Source organism: Streptomyces ferrugineus (assembly GCF_015160855.1).
Classification (GTDB): domain Bacteria; phylum Actinomycetota; class Actinomycetes; order Streptomycetales; family Streptomycetaceae; genus Streptomyces; species Streptomyces ferrugineus.
Genome location: NZ_CP063373.1, coordinates 4190578 through 4205150 on the forward strand (window position 1 = coordinate 4190578; position 14573 = coordinate 4205150).

The following is a 14573-nucleotide window of genomic DNA, read 5'->3' on the forward strand; positions in this document are numbered from 1 at the left end:
CGGCGGTGGTACGGACACATGCTTCGACGGCTCCCCCCGGTTGTCAGGCGCGAAGTTCGAGCACGTGGGTCAGCATGTGACGGTGGCGGCAGGCGGAGTCCATCGGTGGGTGCGGGGAACCGTGTCGGAGATGCCGTAGTCCTTCTTGAGCTGTTCGGGGATCGCGTAGTGCATGACGCGTCCGCGGGTGAGAGAGGACAGCTCGAAGATGGTGGTGAGGTGGCCGAGGCGGTCCAGGGCCCAGGCGCCGAGCGGGGAGTGGTCCTCGATGGTCTCCAGGACGCCGAGCAGGTGGGGGACGGCCTTGACGACGGTGTCCCAGGAGCTGCGGGGGACTTGGAGCCAGTCGGCACAGGTGCCGCCGATGAGGTGGCGGATCAGCGCGGAGACGATCGGGTCGAAGAACGTGCCGGGTACGACCTCCTCGTACAGGTCGATCAGCTGCCGCGTCAGGTTTGCGCCCTCGGCGGACGGCCCCATGTGCCGGATCATGTACAGGTCGAAGAACTGGCGGGCCTCTTCCAGGGTTTTCGGGACGGCGTCCTGGCCGACGCCGAGCATCGCTCCGACGACCCGCCAAGCGTAGAAGTACGCCTCGGCGCCCTCGGTGGACATGTGGATGCCCAGGCGGTGCAGGGAGTCGAGCACGAGCAGGGAGAAGGACATCTGCCCGCCGATCATGTCCTCCTGGCAGATCGGCACGCCCAGTGCCGCGGTGTCCCAGCGGTTCTCGCGCTTGAGGTGGTGGCGGATGGAGGCGTGCAGGAGTCGGACCTTCTGGGCGGCGGGGATGAAGCGGCTGCCGGCTTCGAAGGCGCCGGGCTGCATGAGGTAGACGGTGAACTGGCCGGTCTCCGCCATCCGCTTGGAGGGGTACTTCAGTCCGTGGGTGGCCGACAGCAGCCTGGCCACGTGCGGGATGGCGTAGCAGGCGGGCATGGAGGCGAAGGACAGGGCGGTGGAGATGTGCACGTTGTTGTCGATGAAGAACAGCCGGGCCTTCTCCATCTCCCCCCAGTCGACCCAGGTCGGCGGGACGCTGGTGGCCTGGAGGTAGTCCCGTGCGATGTCGGGCAGCCCGTCCGGCAGGGGAGCGCCGGCGGTGGAGACGTAGCGCATCAGGGTGTTGAACTTGCCGACCTCTCCGCGGTCGAAGAGCGCGGCGACGGTGGCGTCGGCGAGTTCGTCGCCGGCTTGGCGCAGGGAGTCCATCGATGCCTCGGTGTACGTCATGGCAGGGTTCCTTGCCTTCCACGGGGTGCTCGACGAGTGGCGGGAGGGTCTGGTCTGGGGCGGCAGGGGATTGCGCCGCTCCTGTAGGGGCTTGCGCCGCTCCCGTGCGGGGTCAGGACAGGCGGATGGCGGCCGAGTGCGCCAGCGCGGTCAGGGCAGCGGCGGCATGCGGGGGCAGGTTCAGCTCGTGGAGTGCTCCGAGGGCTTCCTCGACCCGAGCGGTGATCATGTCCTCGACGCGGTCGGGTGTCTTCAGCCGGCGCATCACCTCGCGGACCGCGCGCAGACCGTCCCCGTCCGGGTCGCGTCGGCCCAGAAGGGCGCGGAGCTGTTCCCGCTCGTTGTCACCGGCGATGCGCCAGGTCTCCGCCAGCAGGGCTGTGGGCCGGTGGCCGCGTACATCGTCGGCGTTGGCCTTGCCGGTGCGTGCCGGGTCTCCGAACAGACCGAGGAGGTCGTCTCGTAGCTGGAACGCCTCACCCAGCGGGAGTCCGTAGGCGGAGTAGCCTTCGCGCAGCCGCCCGTCCGCGCCGGCGAGGGCACCGCCGATCAGCAGGGGCTGCTCGACGGTGTACTTGGCGGTCTTGTACCGGATGACCTTCAGCGACGCCGTGGTGTCCGGCTCGGCCCCGGTACGCAGGATTTCCAGGCACTCGCCCGCGATCAACTCGCGGGCCAGCGCCGACCACAACGGGCGGGCCCGAGCCAGGTATGCGGCGGGCAGACCGCTGGTGGCGAACAGCTGTCCGGCCAGGCCCATCAGCAGATCCCCCACCAGCATCGCCAGCGACCTGGCGGCGGCGACGGCACGCGGGCGACGGCGTACGGCACCACGCAGAGCGATGTGCGTGGTGGGCCGGCCGTGGCGTAACGGGCTGTCGTCGATGAGGTCGTCGTGCACGACCGCGGCGGCATGCACCAGTTCCAGGGAGGCCGCCGCCCGCACCAGAGCATCGCTGTCCGGCTGCCCCACGGCGCGCCAGCCCCAGTAGCAGAACGCCGCCCGCATCCGCTTGCCGTCCGCGACCACGGCCTCCAGTTGGTCGGCCACCGGACCCAGGAGCGGATCGATCGCCGCGAACTGATCGGCCTCCCCGGCGACGAACGAGTGCACCACCTCGTCGACACGGGCCTTGAACGCGGCCGGCTCCCACCGGTCAGACATCATCGGTGGCCCGCCGAGCCAGGGCGTGCCGGGCAAGAATCTCCAGATGGGCCGGGGGTACGGCCGCGTACCGGTCCAGCATCAGCCGCCCGCGCGCCGTCAGATCATGCTCAGCCTCCGCCGCCAGCTCCGCCGCGTCCGCGCGACGCAGCAGCCCCCGCACCGCCCCCAGGGCGGAACCCACCGTGCTCACCGCAAGATCGGCCAGCCCGGCCACCAGCAGGACCGCCCGCTCGTCCAAGCCCTCGCGTCGTTCAGCTTGTTGCGTCATGCCACTCCCCACCCACGGCACTTCCGGGCGGCGCCGGTCACGCGCCGTCGCCCCAGCATCGCGACACAACGGGCATGGGAGAGAAGGGATTCACGATCGAGTGATCACATCGCTTGACCGTGCGAACAGCGGCCTCCTCAGAGGTGACGCTGCCAGCCCTGGGCGGGTGTGAGACATCGGCCGCGGGCGACGGCGACGAACTTGATGATGCGACGGCGCGGGCCCCTCCACCTGTCTAACGTTCCTCGCATGGATCATCGCGAGCGGCAGTCGGTACAGCACTTCGATCACTGTCCGTGGCTCTTCGCCGAGGAGGCGACCAGGGCGCAGCGCCTGGCCCAGCAGGAGCGGCAGCGGGCCGTCGGCGGGGACACCGAGATCGGCGAGCGGTGTTACGTCGCCGACTCCGCAGCCGTGTTCCCGGACCGGCTGCGGCTCGGCGACGACTCGTACATCGCCGCGCATGCCTACGTCACCGGTGAGTTGACGACCGGTACGGACTGCACCCTGAACCCCTTCACCACGGTCCGGGGCACGGTCACTCTGGGCGACGGCGTGCGGATCGGCGCGCACAGCTCGGTGCTCGGCTTCAACCACTCCATGGCTCCCGACCGGCCGGTCTTCCAACAGCCCCTTACCAGCCGGGGGATCAACGTGGGGGACGACGTGTGGATCGGCTCGCACGTGGTCGTGGTGGACGGTGTGACCATCGGTGACCACTGTGTCGTCGGCGCCGGGGCGGTGGTCACCAGAGATCTGCCCGCCTGGACCGTGGCCGCCGGGAACCCGGCGCGGCCGATACGCGACCGGCGAGACAGGAGCGCGGGTCCGGCGGGAACGCCCGGAGACGTCGCGAACGACCTGACCCGCTTCGCCGACAGCGCCCGTGCTCAGGCCGCCGACATCCTCGCCCGGTGCTGGGACGGCGACCGGTACGTCGACCGACCCGGGGCCGTCCCCACGATGCGTGCGCACTGCGACGCCGTGGAGATCGCCGACCTGCTGCTCGGTTCCGCTCCGCCGCAGCTGGCCGCCGATGAGCACGTCCAGCGGCTGAGTGCGGCTCAGGACCCCGTCAGCGGTCTCGTGCCGGAACTCGGCGAGCCGCTCCCGAGCGAGGACGACGGCGACGACGGCGACGGCGACGGCGATGACGGCGACGGCCTGACAGGAGACGGGGCCGCCCTCTACCACATCCTGTCCGTCGGCTACGCCCTCGACCTGCTGGGCGCATCGTTCCCGCACCCGGTACCCGGAGTACGGGAGATGACGGCAGGTCAACTCCTCGTACGTCTGGAAAGCCTGCCCTGGCGCGACAACGCGTGGGCCGCCGGTGCCTGGATCGATGCCTGGGCCACGGCCGCACACTGGAACCTACGGCACGGCGAGGGTGGCACGTCCGGCTCGCTGGAGGCGCTGTTCGGCTGGCTGCTCACCCGGGCCGACCCCTGGACGGGCATGTGGGGGCGCCCTTCCGCGCAGGCCGGCCGACTCCAGGTCGTCAACGGCTACTACCGTCTCACGCGCGGCTCGTTCGCCCAGTTCGGAGTGCCGGTGCCGGATCCGGAGCGGGTGGTGGACACCGTCCTGGCCCACGCCCACGACGCCCGTCACTTCGGGGCCGGACAGGAGAACGCCTGCAACGTGCTGGACGTCGCCCACCCGCTGTGGATGTGCTCCCGGCAGCTCACCACGGGCACCGGAGGCGACGGGTATCGCTCGGCGGACATCCGAGCCTGGGCCGAGCGGCAGCTGGCAGCGGTGCTGTCCGCGTGGCGGGACGGCCAGGGGTTCGGGTTCGGTGCCGCCGCGGTCGGTCCCGGTCCGGAGCCCGGGCTCCAGGGCACCGAAATGTGGCTGGCGATCGTCTGGTACCTGGCTGATCTGCTGGGCCGGTCGGACGCGCTGGGCTATCGCCCCCGCGGTGTCCACCGGCCGGAACCGGGCACCGTCTTCCCGGCCCCGCCGCATGCCCGTCCTGCCCCTCCGGGCCCCGGCCCTGGGCACCCCTCGACCTGTGCCTGAGCCGCAAGGCCCGGGCCAACGACTGTCGCACCGGCATCGGCCGGACGCCGACCTCGACAGCCGCCACCTCGTACAGCTCGGCGCCGAAGCCCTTCGGCGCTCAACGGCCCCACAAGGCGACGGCCCGGCGCAGTCGTGAAGCGGATGGAGGCGGGCTGTCCTGCTACTGCTCACCCAGAGCGGTGGCGCCTTGGTCGACCTCGACGTCCGAGCGCCGTACGCCGATGAATCGCGTGGGTCGGAAACGTCGGAGGAGGTCCTGCTCCTGATCGGTGGTGATCTCGGTCGCGGCCAGCCGTCCCAGAATCGGCGCCAGGGTGACCCCGCTGTGCGAGACGAGGCAGTAGACGCGGGACTGCCCCGAGGCGTAGCCGGCGACGGTATGGCCGTCCGCGGGCAGTGACCGGAAGCCGATGCGCAGGTCGATTTCCGGTGCACGGCCGGGGCCGGTCAGCAGTGCGGAGAACCGCCGGGCGATGGTGCGTGCGAGGTCCCCGTCCGCGGACGGAGGAGCTGCCGGATCGACCTCCGCATTCAGATCAAGAGCCTGCAGGACGGTCTGCCCGCCGCCCGCGGGGCGGAGATTGAGGCCAGGACTATGGATCACACAGCGCAGGTCGAGTTCCGGCGACCTGGCGTACCCGAGCAGGCCGACCGTCTGCGATCCGCGACCCGTATCCGTCACCATCGGAACGTCGATGCCGGTCCGTGCCGCGAGTCGTTGGGTCCAGCGGCCCGCCGCCAGGACGACTCGATCGCCTCTGAAGATCTCGCCTCCGGCCAGGGCGACGGACACTCCGTCAGACCCCTCATCGATGGCCTTGACCTCTCCGGACACCAGCCTGGCTCCGTGCTGTTCGGCGTCTGCCAGAAGGTTCGCCACGAAGACTTCCGGCAGCACGTACCCCTCGCTGGGGAAGTAGGCGATGGACGTGATGGGCTCCGGGACCCGGAGGTCGCCCGCGATCCGCGTGGCCTCCTCGGGCGTGACCCAGTGGGCGGGGTAGCCGAGCGACCGGAGCCGTTCCACGTTGTCGGCGAGCCATTGTTCGCTGGAGGAGTCCGCCCACTGCAGCGCTCCGCTGGGGAAGTACGAAGGGGCGCCGCGCAGTTGCTCCGCGAGCCTGGGGTGCTCCTCCATACCCGCGAGGTTCAGCGCGTGGTAGTCCGGGTCCAGCTTCCGGCTCGAGTTGGTCCAGGCAAAGGTGGTGGCGGTGGTACCGGCGCCGGCTCCCCACTGATCCAGCAGGAGGACCTCCGCACCGACGACGGCAAGCTGCCTCGCGACGCTCAACCCCAGCACGCCGGCACCGATGATGATGACCTTCATCGTCTGCGCGTTCCCTTCTGTGGAAGGCACGCCGCTCACGGAGCGGGACGGTCGGCATGGAACCGAACAAGGCACATGGACAGTAGCGCGGCCATCGTCCGCTGGTAACACGGAATGCCCCGGCGAGGGCGCCGTCGTCGTACGTCCGCCTCATACCGCGGTACGACGTCGACCCCTCGGACCAGCCCGCGGGGGGACCGGATCGGTGCCGTTCCGTTCCTAGCGTTGCTGGTGAGTCGTCCGACGGGCGCTCGAAGCCGAGGGAAGGCACGCTGATGATCGAGGCACGGCTACTGACCAAGGGGTACGGGGAGAAGACCGCGGCGGCCGCACTCCAGGAGCTGGGCTCGTCGAGCGCGGTCGTCTGCACACCGAGCTCCAACGTCGGCGCCGTCGCCGCCTATGAGTCGGCAGGATTCCGGCGGTGCCCCGAGGTCCGGGATCGATACCGGGACGTCTAGGTGTTGCGGGACCGGAGGCTGTTGACGCCTGGAAGTTCGCGGTGGGTCCGGACGTTGCCTCCAGGTATGAGGATCAGCGAAGCGTCCAGGGTCAGCGGCGTGAGTGCCAGGTCGTTGCGGTACTACGAGGATGAGGGCTTGATCGTCCCGGGCCGTTTCAGCAACGGGTACCGCGACTACTGCAGGTCGACCATCGACCGGGTCCTCGTCATCCGCTCGCTGCTGGAGTCCGGACTGCCCGTGCGGTTGATCAAGGAGGTCCTGCCTCATCTCACGGACGGTCCCGATGATGTCGGCACGGACGTGGTGTGCGCGGAGTTCCTGCACGAGGTGCGGAGTTATCGCGATCGGCTCGCTGCCCGCATCGCCGATCTCAGTGCTCAGCGGGCGGCACTCGACGCCTACCTGCGAGAGGTCCGGCCCACGGACGCATGATCGCCGCTTGACCTTGACGCCAGTGTGAGGCTTCTACGTTCCCCGGCATGGAGATCAACGAGCAGCACCACGGCGTGGAGCGGACGATGCGGGCCCTGGTCCAGCACTCGCACGGCGGGCCGAAGGACCAGAGCCTTACGACGGACCAGCGCCGCCCCACTCCGGGTGCCGGCGAGTATCTGATTCGAGTCGGCGCCGCCGGGGTGAACTTCGCGGACGTTATGCAGACCCGGGGAACCTACGCAGGAGGACCACAGGCGCCCTACGTGGCGGGCTTCGAAGCGGCCGGCGAGATCGTCGCCGTCGGTCCGGAGGTCGCCGACGCGCTTGAGGTCGGCGCCCACGTCGTCGGAGCCGGCCCGGGCGCCTTCGCGCAGTACATGACGATGCCGGCCGCGGAGGCGCTTGCCGTCCCATCCGGCTGGACGGACGCCGAAGCCCTTGGTCTGGTGTTGAACTGGGCGACCGCGTTGGCGGCACTGAAGCCGCTGGGCGAGGTCGAAAGGGGTGACGCGGTGCTCATTCATGCCGCGGCCGGCGGTGTGGGCCAGGCGGCCGTCCGCCTCGCCCACCACTACGGCGCGCGTGTGATCGCCACGGCCTCACCCGCCAAGCACGGCACCGTCAAAGCGCTCGGCGCCGAGGCGGTCCTGGACAGCACCCGCCCCGATCTGACCGCGGAGATCACCCGCCTGACCGGCGGCGTGGACCTGGTCCTGGAGTCCGTGGGACGAGCCACGTTCCAAGTCAGCCTGGCCGTCACCCAACCCTTCACCGGACGCATCGTCGTGTTCGGTGCCGCCTCCGGCAACGCCGGCCTGACCACACACGACCTGGTCTTCACCCACCCCGTGCAGGTCAAGGGCCTGCACATCGGCACGCTGGCAGCCGCGGCCCCGTCCATCTATGGCGAACTGCTCGCCGAGCTCGACACGCTCATCGCCGCCGGCGTGTACTTGCCCGGCACTCCCCAGGTCCACCCTCTGTCGGAGGGACCGGCCGTGCTGCGGGAGCTCGAAGCGGGCCGGACCCACGGCAAGCACGCTCTAGATCCCTGGCGCTAGGAACCGGCTGCGTCTCGCGCAGCGCTGCAAGGCCGGATCGCCTTCGGACTCCCGGCCGACAAGGCTGTGAGGAAGGCCGGGCGGATCCCAGAGGGCGGTGGCGGCCACGTCTGCCGTCACTCCGCAGTCGACGGATTCAGCCGAGACGACGTCACTTGGCGGGTCCGGCCCACAACGAGCGCACATGACCAATGTGTTGAGCGACGAGGCGGCGGCAACGTCGCCCATCGCGGGAACCTCGAGCAGCAGGCGGACATGAGCGAACTGATCCAGTCGGGCGTGGCAGACACTCCGAGCATGTCGGCTGGGAGCCTTGCTCATGTCCGCCCTCACAGTACGAGATCTCATCCGAAGCCCGAAGCCTGAAGCCCGAAGCGCGAAGCGATCAGCGCAGCACGAACCCGGGCGTCATGTCGTCGTCGGGATCGACTACGAACACATGCTCGCCCGTGGCATAGGCGGTCCCGGTCACCATGGGCGTCACCGCGTCCCGGCCGTGTTCGACGCCGCGGCCGATGACGCGGCCGCGGAAGGTGGAGCCCACGATGGAGTGGTGCACGAGGTGCCGGTCCTCGGTGAGGCGGCCGGTCGCCGCCAGCGTGGCGATGCGCGCGCAGGTCCCGGACCCGCAGGGGGAGCGGTCGACCTCTCCGTCGGCGAAGACGGTGACGTTGCGCTGGACCGGGTTTCCGGTCTCGTCGTCGCCCAGGTCCTCGAAGAAGATCACGCCGTAGACGCCGTTCAGGCGTGCGTCGGCCGGATGTTCGGCGTACCTGGTGCCGTTGAGCTCGTACTTCATCTCCCGGCTCAGCTCGATCAGCCTCGGCAGGTCCCGGGCGGTGACGGTGAGTCCGAGGTCGGCGGCGTCGACGTGGGCGTAGATCGCGCCGCCGAAGCTGATGGCCGTATTGATGGTCCCTGCCGATGTCTCGACCTTCACCAGGTCGTGCAGCTGGTAGCTGGGGACGTTGACGAAGTCCACCGATCTCACCTTGCCGTCCGGGCCGGTCGCGACGCGGGCGGTGACGCGGCCGGAGGGGACGTCGATGACGACGTCGGTGACCCCGCCGTCGGCGATCGGCACCCGGCCCGTCCTGATCGCCCAGGCGCCGAGGGCGATGGTGCCGTGCCCGCAGGCCGTGGAGAATCCGTCCTTGTGCCAGAAGAGCACGCCGAAGTGTGCGCCGTCGTCGTCGGGTTCGGTGATGAAGCCGCCGTACATGTCGGCGTGGCCGCGCGGCTCGGAGCACAGCAGTGCCCGCAGTCCGTCGACCGCGGGGTCGCGCATGGCCTCGACCCGCTTGTCGGCGACCGTTCGTGCGTGCAGGGGCGGCACGTCGGTCACGATGCGGAACGGCTCGCCTGCCGTGTGGTAGTCCACTGTGCGGACCGTGAAGCGGTGCTCCATGGCTGCCCCACCCCTCTCGCCCGTGCTTCCGTTTACGGACACCATCAGCGCCAGCATTGCCGATCCCCGGTGACAGTGCAATGTTACATTGCACTGTCACCGGGGATCGGCCTGCCTCAACAGGGACGGGATTTCATGAAGACCATCAGCCTCAGCGAGCGCGAGGTCCGTGCGGCCGTGTCGATGCGCGAGGCGATCGACGCCGTGCGTCGCGGCTTCGTCGGCCTCGCGAACGGCGAGTTCGAGATGCCGACGCGTACCGCGCTGCGGGACGGTCGGTTCCTCGTGATGTCGGCCCACCATCGGCCGACCGAGTCGGCGATGATCAAGACCCTGAGCGTCAACTTCGACCGTGTGCCCGCCATCACCGGCACCGTCGTCTGGAGCACCCTGGATCGGCTCGACCACCTGATCGCAGACGCCGCCGCCGTCACGACCCTGCGCACGGGCGCGGCGGTCGGCGTCGCCACCGACCTCTTCGCCGCTCCCGACGCCGACCGGCTCACCCTGATCGGCGCCGGCGGCCAGGCCCTCGACCAGGTGCGCGCCGTCCACACCGTTCGCCCCCTGCGGCACCTGACCATCGTAGGCACCGGCACGGGACGAGCCCACGCGCTGGCGGACACCCTGCGAGCCGAACTCGACGGCACCGAGATCAGGACCGCCACCGACCCGGCCTCGGCCGTCGCCGACGCTCACATCGTGTGCTGTGCCACCCCGGCGACCAGCCCGCTCTTCCCCGGGTCCGCCCTTCCGGCTCGGGTGCACGTCAACGCCATCGGCGCCTTCCGTCCCTCCATGCGGGAGCTGCCGGACGAACTGCTGGCCACCGGCACCGTGATCATCGATGAACTCGGCGCCGTCCTCGAAGAGTCCGGCGAGATCATCCACGCTCTCCAGGCCGGCGCCATCACCCAGGACGACCTCACCGAACTGGGCACCGCCCTGACCGCGGCCCCACCGGCCCCGCGTGGCAAGCGCACGGTGTTCAAGACCGTCGGTGTCGCCATGCAGGACTGGGCCATTGCCCGCCTTCTGGCCGACAAGTTCCTCTGCTGAACTCCGCTCAGCATGGTTCCGCCTCCTCGGTCGGCCTCACCCACCTGGGCGCGCTGTTCGACGAGGTCGTCGCCTGGAGCACCGCCCTCGCGGGGCTGCGCGATCCGGCCGTCACGGCGGCCGCCTGACTCCGGCGCCGGCGCCTCTGAGGATGAAGGGCGGGCCGCAAGCCGCCGCCACGTGCTCGCGGGAGCCCCCGCCGGCGCCGCGATGGGACCGAGCGCGTTCGCGACATCCCCGGCGCCGGCGGCACCTGCGGCCGACGTGCTGCCCGAGACCGACGTCCTGGTCCGTGGCACCACCACCGAGTCGGTGGGCAAGTGGCTGCCGGCGCCCGCGCACTCGGTCGTCATCGACGCCGCCGTGGCCTGTTACTGCCCGGCTTCGTCGACACCCACCGGCACATGTGGCAGTCCGCACTGCGCGGTGTGGAAGCGGAGTGGACCCTTGGCGACCACTTCGCATGGATGATGCAGAAATGGGAGGCCGTCAACGACGGGGTCACCACCGTCACTGACTGGTCCCACGGGACTGCGTCCCCCGACCTCGGCTGGGTCGGCCGGGCGGCCGGACCAACTCGTCACCATGCAGATCGCGTTCGACATCGGCTGCCCCACCGACGACGCCTGCCTGATGAGCCCTCGACGAAGTGGCTGTCGTGCCGGATGCCCGCAAAGGAAAGGGCAAGGAGAACTCTCTCCTTGCCACTCTCAACGTATAGCGCGCCGGGGGGCTTGCCGCAAGACCCGGGTCACGGCGCACAATCGTCGGCCGAGGCCACAACCTGCGGAAATGGGGGAAGCACGACGTGCGTGCGTTGGGAAAGCGACCAGAGGCGGGGACGTGAACGAGCAGTACGTGTTGGACCTTCAAGAGGTGGACGAGACGCAGGTCGCGGTCGTTGGCGGCAAGGGCGCGCACCTGGGCGGGCTGTCGCGGATCGAAGGCATCCGTGTGCCGGGTGGCTTCTGCGTGACGACGGACGCCTTCCGCCGGATCATGGCTGAGGCTCCGGACATCGACGATCGGCTCGATCAGCTCTCCCGCACGAACCCGGACGACCGGGAGGCGATCCGTGCGCTCGGCGCGCGGATTCGCCGGACCATCGAAGAGATCGCCATTCCGGGCGATCTCGCGGCGGCGATCACCCGCGCCCACGCCCGGCTCGGCGAGCAGGCCGCCTGCGCCGTCCGATCCAGCGCGACGGCGGAGGATCTGCCGACGGCCTCCTTCGCCGGCCAGCAGGACACCTACCTGAACGTCATGGGGCCGACGGAGATCCTCCGGCACGTCAGCCGGTGCTGGGCCTCGCTGTTCACCGAGCGGGCCGTGACCTACCGCCAGCGCAACGGCATCGACCACCGTACGGTCCATATGGCGGTGGTCGTGCAGCAGATGGTCTTCCCGGATGCGGCCGGCATCCTGTTCACGGCCGACCCCGTCACGGGCAATCGGAAGGTCGCCACCGTGGACGCCGGTTTCGGCCTCGGTGAGGCACTGGTCTCCGGCCTGGTGAACCCGGACGTCTTCAAGGTGCGACACGGCGAAGTCGTCGTCAGGACGATCGCCGCCAAACAGCGTGCCGTGCTCGCCCTTCCGGCTGGCGGGACGCGGGAGGTGGCGATCGACTCGCAGCGGCAGGAGCAGCCGGCGCTGACGGATGCGCAGGTCGTGCGGCTCGTGGAGCTCGGCCGGCGGATCGAAGCGCACTTCGGCCGCCCGCAGGACATCGAATGGTGCCTGGTCGACGATGACTTCCGGATCGTTCAGAGCCGGCCGATCACGACCCTGTTTCCCATCCCCGAGACCGACGACCAGGAGAACCACGTCTACGTCTCCGTCGGCCATCAGCAGATGATGACCGACCCCATGAAGCCCCTGGGGCTCTCCATGTGGCAGCTGACGGCCATGGCACCGATGCACGAGGCCGGCGGGAGGCTGTTCGTCGATGTCACCCGGCGCCTGGCCTCGCCCGCGAGCCGAGCCGTCCTCCTGGACCTGATGGGGAGGGGAGATCCGCTGGTCAGGGACGCGCTGGAGACCGTACTCGACCGCGACGACTTCGTCCCGTCGCTCCCGGACGCGAGTCCCGGCGGACCTCCGGCCGGCGGCGCGTCCGCGCCGATCGCGACCGATCCCGCCATCGTCACCGAGCTGATCGAACGCAGCCAGGCGTCCATCGCCGCCCTGGAGCGCGACATCCGGACGAAGACCGGACCGGCGTTGTTCGACTTCCTGCTGGAGGCCGTCGAGGAGCACAAGCGAGTCCTCAGTGATCCGCTGAGCTTCCAGGCGATCATGGCGGGGATGGAGGCCACCTGGTGGCTCAACGACAAGCTGCGGGAGTGGCTCGGCGAGAAGAACGCGGCTGACACGCTCACGCTGTCCGCCCCCGACAACGTCACCTCGGAGATGGGACTGGCGCTGCTCGACGTCGCGGACGTCATCCGCCGGCGGCCGGAGGTGGTGGCGTTCCTCCAGGGCGTCGAGGACGAGGACTTCCTGGACGAGCTGCCGAAACTCCCGGGCGGGGTCGAAGCGCGGGACGCCATCGAGGCCTACCTCGACCGGTACGGCATGCGCTGCGTCGGCGAGATCGACATCACGAGGCCGCGTTGGCGCGAGCGCCCCACCACGCTCGTGCCCGTGATCCTCGACAACGTCAGGATCTTCGAGCACGGTGCCGCCGAACGGCGCTTCGAGGAAGGCCGGCAGAAGGCGCGGAAGAAGGAACAGGACGTTCTGTCACGCCTGCGCGCCCTGCCGGACGGGGACCGGAAAGCCGACGAGACCAAGCGGATGATCGACCGGGTCCGCACCTTCATCGGGTACCGGGAGTACCCGAAGTACGGCATCATCAGCCGCTACTTCGTCTACAAGCAGGCCCTGCTGGACGAGGCCGAGCGCCTCGTGCAGGCCGATGTCCTTCCCGCGAAGGAGGACATCTTCTACCTCACCTTCCAGGAACTCCACGACGTCGTGCGCACGAACCAGGTCGACGGCCGGCTCATCCAGCAGCGCAAGGACGCGTTCCGGTCGTACCACGCGCTCACACCGCCCCGGGTCCTCACCTCGGACGGCGAGGCCCTCACCGGGGCGTACCGGCGCGACGACGTGCCGGCCGGCGCCCTGATCGGCGTACCGGTCTCCGCCGGGACCATCGAGGGAAGGGCCCGCGTCATCCTCGACATGGCGAAGGCCGATCTCGAGGCGGGCGACATCCTGGTCACAGCCCACACGGACCCCAGCTGGTCGCCGCTGTTCGTCGGCATCGCGGGCCTGGTGACGGAGGTGGGCGGCCTGATGACCCATGGTGCGGTGATCGCCCGGGAGTACGGCCTGCCGGCCGTCGTGGGCGTCGAGCAGGCCACCCGGCTGATCCGGGACGGACAGCGGATCCGCGTGCACGGAACCGACGGCTACGTCGAGATACTTGCGTGAAACGCGCCGAGCGGTTGGTCTGTGCGATCGCGTCCTGGATGTGGAGCTACGGCAGTTGCGCTGCCTCGTCGCGATCGTCGACGAGGGCACCTTCACCGACGCGGCCACCGCGCTCGGCGTCTCCCAGGCGCCCGTGTCCCGAACCCTCGCCTCACTCGAACATGCCGTGGGCGTACGGCTGTTGCGCGTACGTCGCGCCAGGTGACGGCCACCGTGACCGGGCTGCGGGTGGCTGCCAAGGCGAGCGGGTGCTGGCGGAGGTGAAGGACCTGGTCCGGGAGACCACCTCGGGCCACACCCGCCAGCGGATCGGCTACGCCTGGTCGGCGCTCGGCCGCGCCGCCCAGGCCGTGGGGAAGGTCCCCCTCGACGTCCGGTCCCTGGGTGCGGACCTGCCCACCGTCGTGGGACACAAGATGCGGGCCCCCAAGGGCGCCGCGGCGCTGTACGTGCGCGAGGGCGTGCGACTGGAACCGGTCGTCCACGGCGGCGGCCAGGAGCGCGGCCTGCGGGCCGAAACGGAGAACGTCGCTCTCGCCGTCGCCCTCGGCACCGCCGCACCACGCTGAACGTCAGCATCGACGGCTTCCTCGGCCATGAACTCCTTGCCGCCGTCCCCGAGATCGCCGCCTCGGCCGGGTCGGCCTGCCGCAGCGGCAGCCACACCCCCTCCACGGTCCT

Annotated in this window: 11 protein-coding genes and 2 pseudogenes; 8 read left to right on the forward strand and 5 right to left on the reverse strand. The window is 70.1% G+C overall.

The annotated features are described in order from the left end of the window. Positions 1 to 69: 69 nt before the first annotated feature. The 3 genes from IM697_RS19165 to IM697_RS19175 form a co-directional block, all read right to left on the reverse strand. Positions 70 to 1233 (reverse strand): oxygenase MpaB family protein, encoded by a 1164-nt coding sequence (locus tag IM697_RS19165; RefSeq protein WP_194048924.1) that lies wholly within the window; start codon positions 1231 to 1233, stop codon positions 70 to 72. A 112-nt stretch (positions 1234 to 1345) separates the two neighbouring features. Continuing rightward, positions 1346 to 2401, reverse strand: a complete 1056-nt coding sequence (locus tag IM697_RS19170; protein ID WP_194048925.1) for a polyprenyl synthetase family protein — start codon at positions 2399 to 2401, stop codon at positions 1346 to 1348. Then, a complete protein-coding gene (locus tag IM697_RS19175; protein ID WP_194048926.1) occupies positions 2391 to 2669 on the reverse strand; it encodes a polyprenyl synthetase in 279 nt (92 codons plus the stop codon). The genes IM697_RS19170 and IM697_RS19175 overlap by 11 nt, the downstream gene beginning before the upstream one ends. Before the next feature lie 249 nt (positions 2670 to 2918). On the opposite strand from IM697_RS19175, the gene IM697_RS19180 reads away from it, so the two are divergent. After that, complete coding sequence (locus IM697_RS19180) at positions 2919 to 4694, forward strand: acyltransferase (protein ID WP_194048927.1); 1776 nt, start codon at positions 2919 to 2921, stop codon at positions 4692 to 4694. A gap of 163 nt (positions 4695 to 4857) precedes the next feature. Here the strand turns inward: IM697_RS19180 and IM697_RS19185 are convergent, their stop codons facing one another. Further along, a complete protein-coding gene (locus IM697_RS19185) occupies positions 4858 to 6024 on the reverse strand; it encodes an NAD(P)/FAD-dependent oxidoreductase (protein WP_194048928.1) in 1167 nt (388 codons plus the stop codon). A 317-nt stretch (positions 6025 to 6341) separates the two neighbouring features. Here IM697_RS19185 and IM697_RS19190 point away from each other — a divergent pair. From IM697_RS19190 to IM697_RS19200, 3 genes and pseudogenes are all read left to right on the forward strand, one after another. Continuing rightward, positions 6342 to 6485 (forward strand): annotated as a pseudogene (locus tag IM697_RS19190) (N-acetyltransferase); the annotation flags it as partial. 99 nt (positions 6486 to 6584) lie between these two features. Next, the gene (locus IM697_RS19195; protein WP_265582726.1) at positions 6585 to 6920 is read left to right on the forward strand and encodes a MerR family transcriptional regulator; all 336 of its coding nucleotides are present in this window, start codon (positions 6585 to 6587) and stop codon (positions 6918 to 6920) included. Between the two features lie 47 nt (positions 6921 to 6967). Further along, the gene (locus IM697_RS19200) at positions 6968 to 7984 is read left to right on the forward strand and encodes a zinc-binding dehydrogenase (RefSeq protein ID WP_194048930.1); all 1017 of its coding nucleotides are present in this window, start codon (positions 6968 to 6970) and stop codon (positions 7982 to 7984) included. A gap of 385 nt (positions 7985 to 8369) precedes the next feature. Here the strand turns inward: IM697_RS19200 and IM697_RS19205 are convergent, their stop codons facing one another. Next, positions 8370 to 9392, reverse strand: coding sequence for a proline racemase family protein (locus IM697_RS19205; protein WP_194048931.1), 1023 nt, complete (start codon positions 9390 to 9392; stop codon positions 8370 to 8372). A gap of 135 nt (positions 9393 to 9527) precedes the next feature. On the opposite strand from IM697_RS19205, the gene IM697_RS19210 reads away from it, so the two are divergent. From IM697_RS19210 to IM697_RS44655, 4 genes and pseudogenes are all read left to right on the forward strand, one after another. After that, positions 9528 to 10451: an ornithine cyclodeaminase family protein gene (locus IM697_RS19210; protein WP_194048932.1), complete on the forward strand. Its 924-nt coding sequence runs from the start codon at positions 9528 to 9530 to the stop codon at positions 10449 to 10451. A gap of 843 nt (positions 10452 to 11294) precedes the next feature. Continuing rightward, positions 11295 to 13892: a rifamycin-inactivating phosphotransferase gene (gene rph, locus IM697_RS19215; RefSeq protein ID WP_194048933.1), complete on the forward strand. Its 2598-nt coding sequence runs from the start codon at positions 11295 to 11297 to the stop codon at positions 13890 to 13892. A 34-nt stretch (positions 13893 to 13926) separates the two neighbouring features. Next, positions 13927 to 14230 (forward strand): annotated as a pseudogene (locus IM697_RS19220) (LysR family transcriptional regulator); the annotation flags it as partial. 12 nt (positions 14231 to 14242) lie between these two features. Beyond that, the gene (locus IM697_RS44655) at positions 14243 to 14461 is read left to right on the forward strand and encodes an aminotransferase class V-fold PLP-dependent enzyme (RefSeq protein WP_228044973.1); all 219 of its coding nucleotides are present in this window, start codon (positions 14243 to 14245) and stop codon (positions 14459 to 14461) included. Positions 14462 to 14573 lie beyond the last annotated feature (112 nt).

Excerpts from the sequence above, each read along its gene's own strand:
- IM697_RS19165 (WP_194048924.1), bottom strand. The coding sequence starts at position 1,233 with ATGACGTACACCGAGGCATCGATGGACTCCCTGCGCCAAGCCGGCGAC.
- IM697_RS19170 (WP_194048925.1), bottom strand. The coding sequence starts at position 2,401 with ATGATGTCTGACCGGTGGGAGCCGGCCGCGTTCAAGGCCCGTGTCGAC.
- IM697_RS19175 (WP_194048926.1), bottom strand. The coding sequence starts at position 2,669 with ATGACGCAACAAGCTGAACGACGCGAGGGCTTGGACGAGCGGGCGGTC.
- IM697_RS19180 (WP_194048927.1), top strand. The coding sequence starts at position 2,919 with ATGGATCATCGCGAGCGGCAGTCGGTACAGCACTTCGATCACTGTCCG.
- IM697_RS19185 (WP_194048928.1), bottom strand. The coding sequence starts at position 6,024 with ATGAAGGTCATCATCATCGGTGCCGGCGTGCTGGGGTTGAGCGTCGCG.
- IM697_RS19200 (WP_194048930.1), top strand. The coding sequence starts at position 6,968 with ATGGAGATCAACGAGCAGCACCACGGCGTGGAGCGGACGATGCGGGCC.
- IM697_RS19205 (WP_194048931.1), bottom strand. The coding sequence starts at position 9,392 with ATGGAGCACCGCTTCACGGTCCGCACAGTGGACTACCACACGGCAGGC.
- IM697_RS19210 (WP_194048932.1), top strand. The coding sequence starts at position 9,528 with ATGAAGACCATCAGCCTCAGCGAGCGCGAGGTCCGTGCGGCCGTGTCG.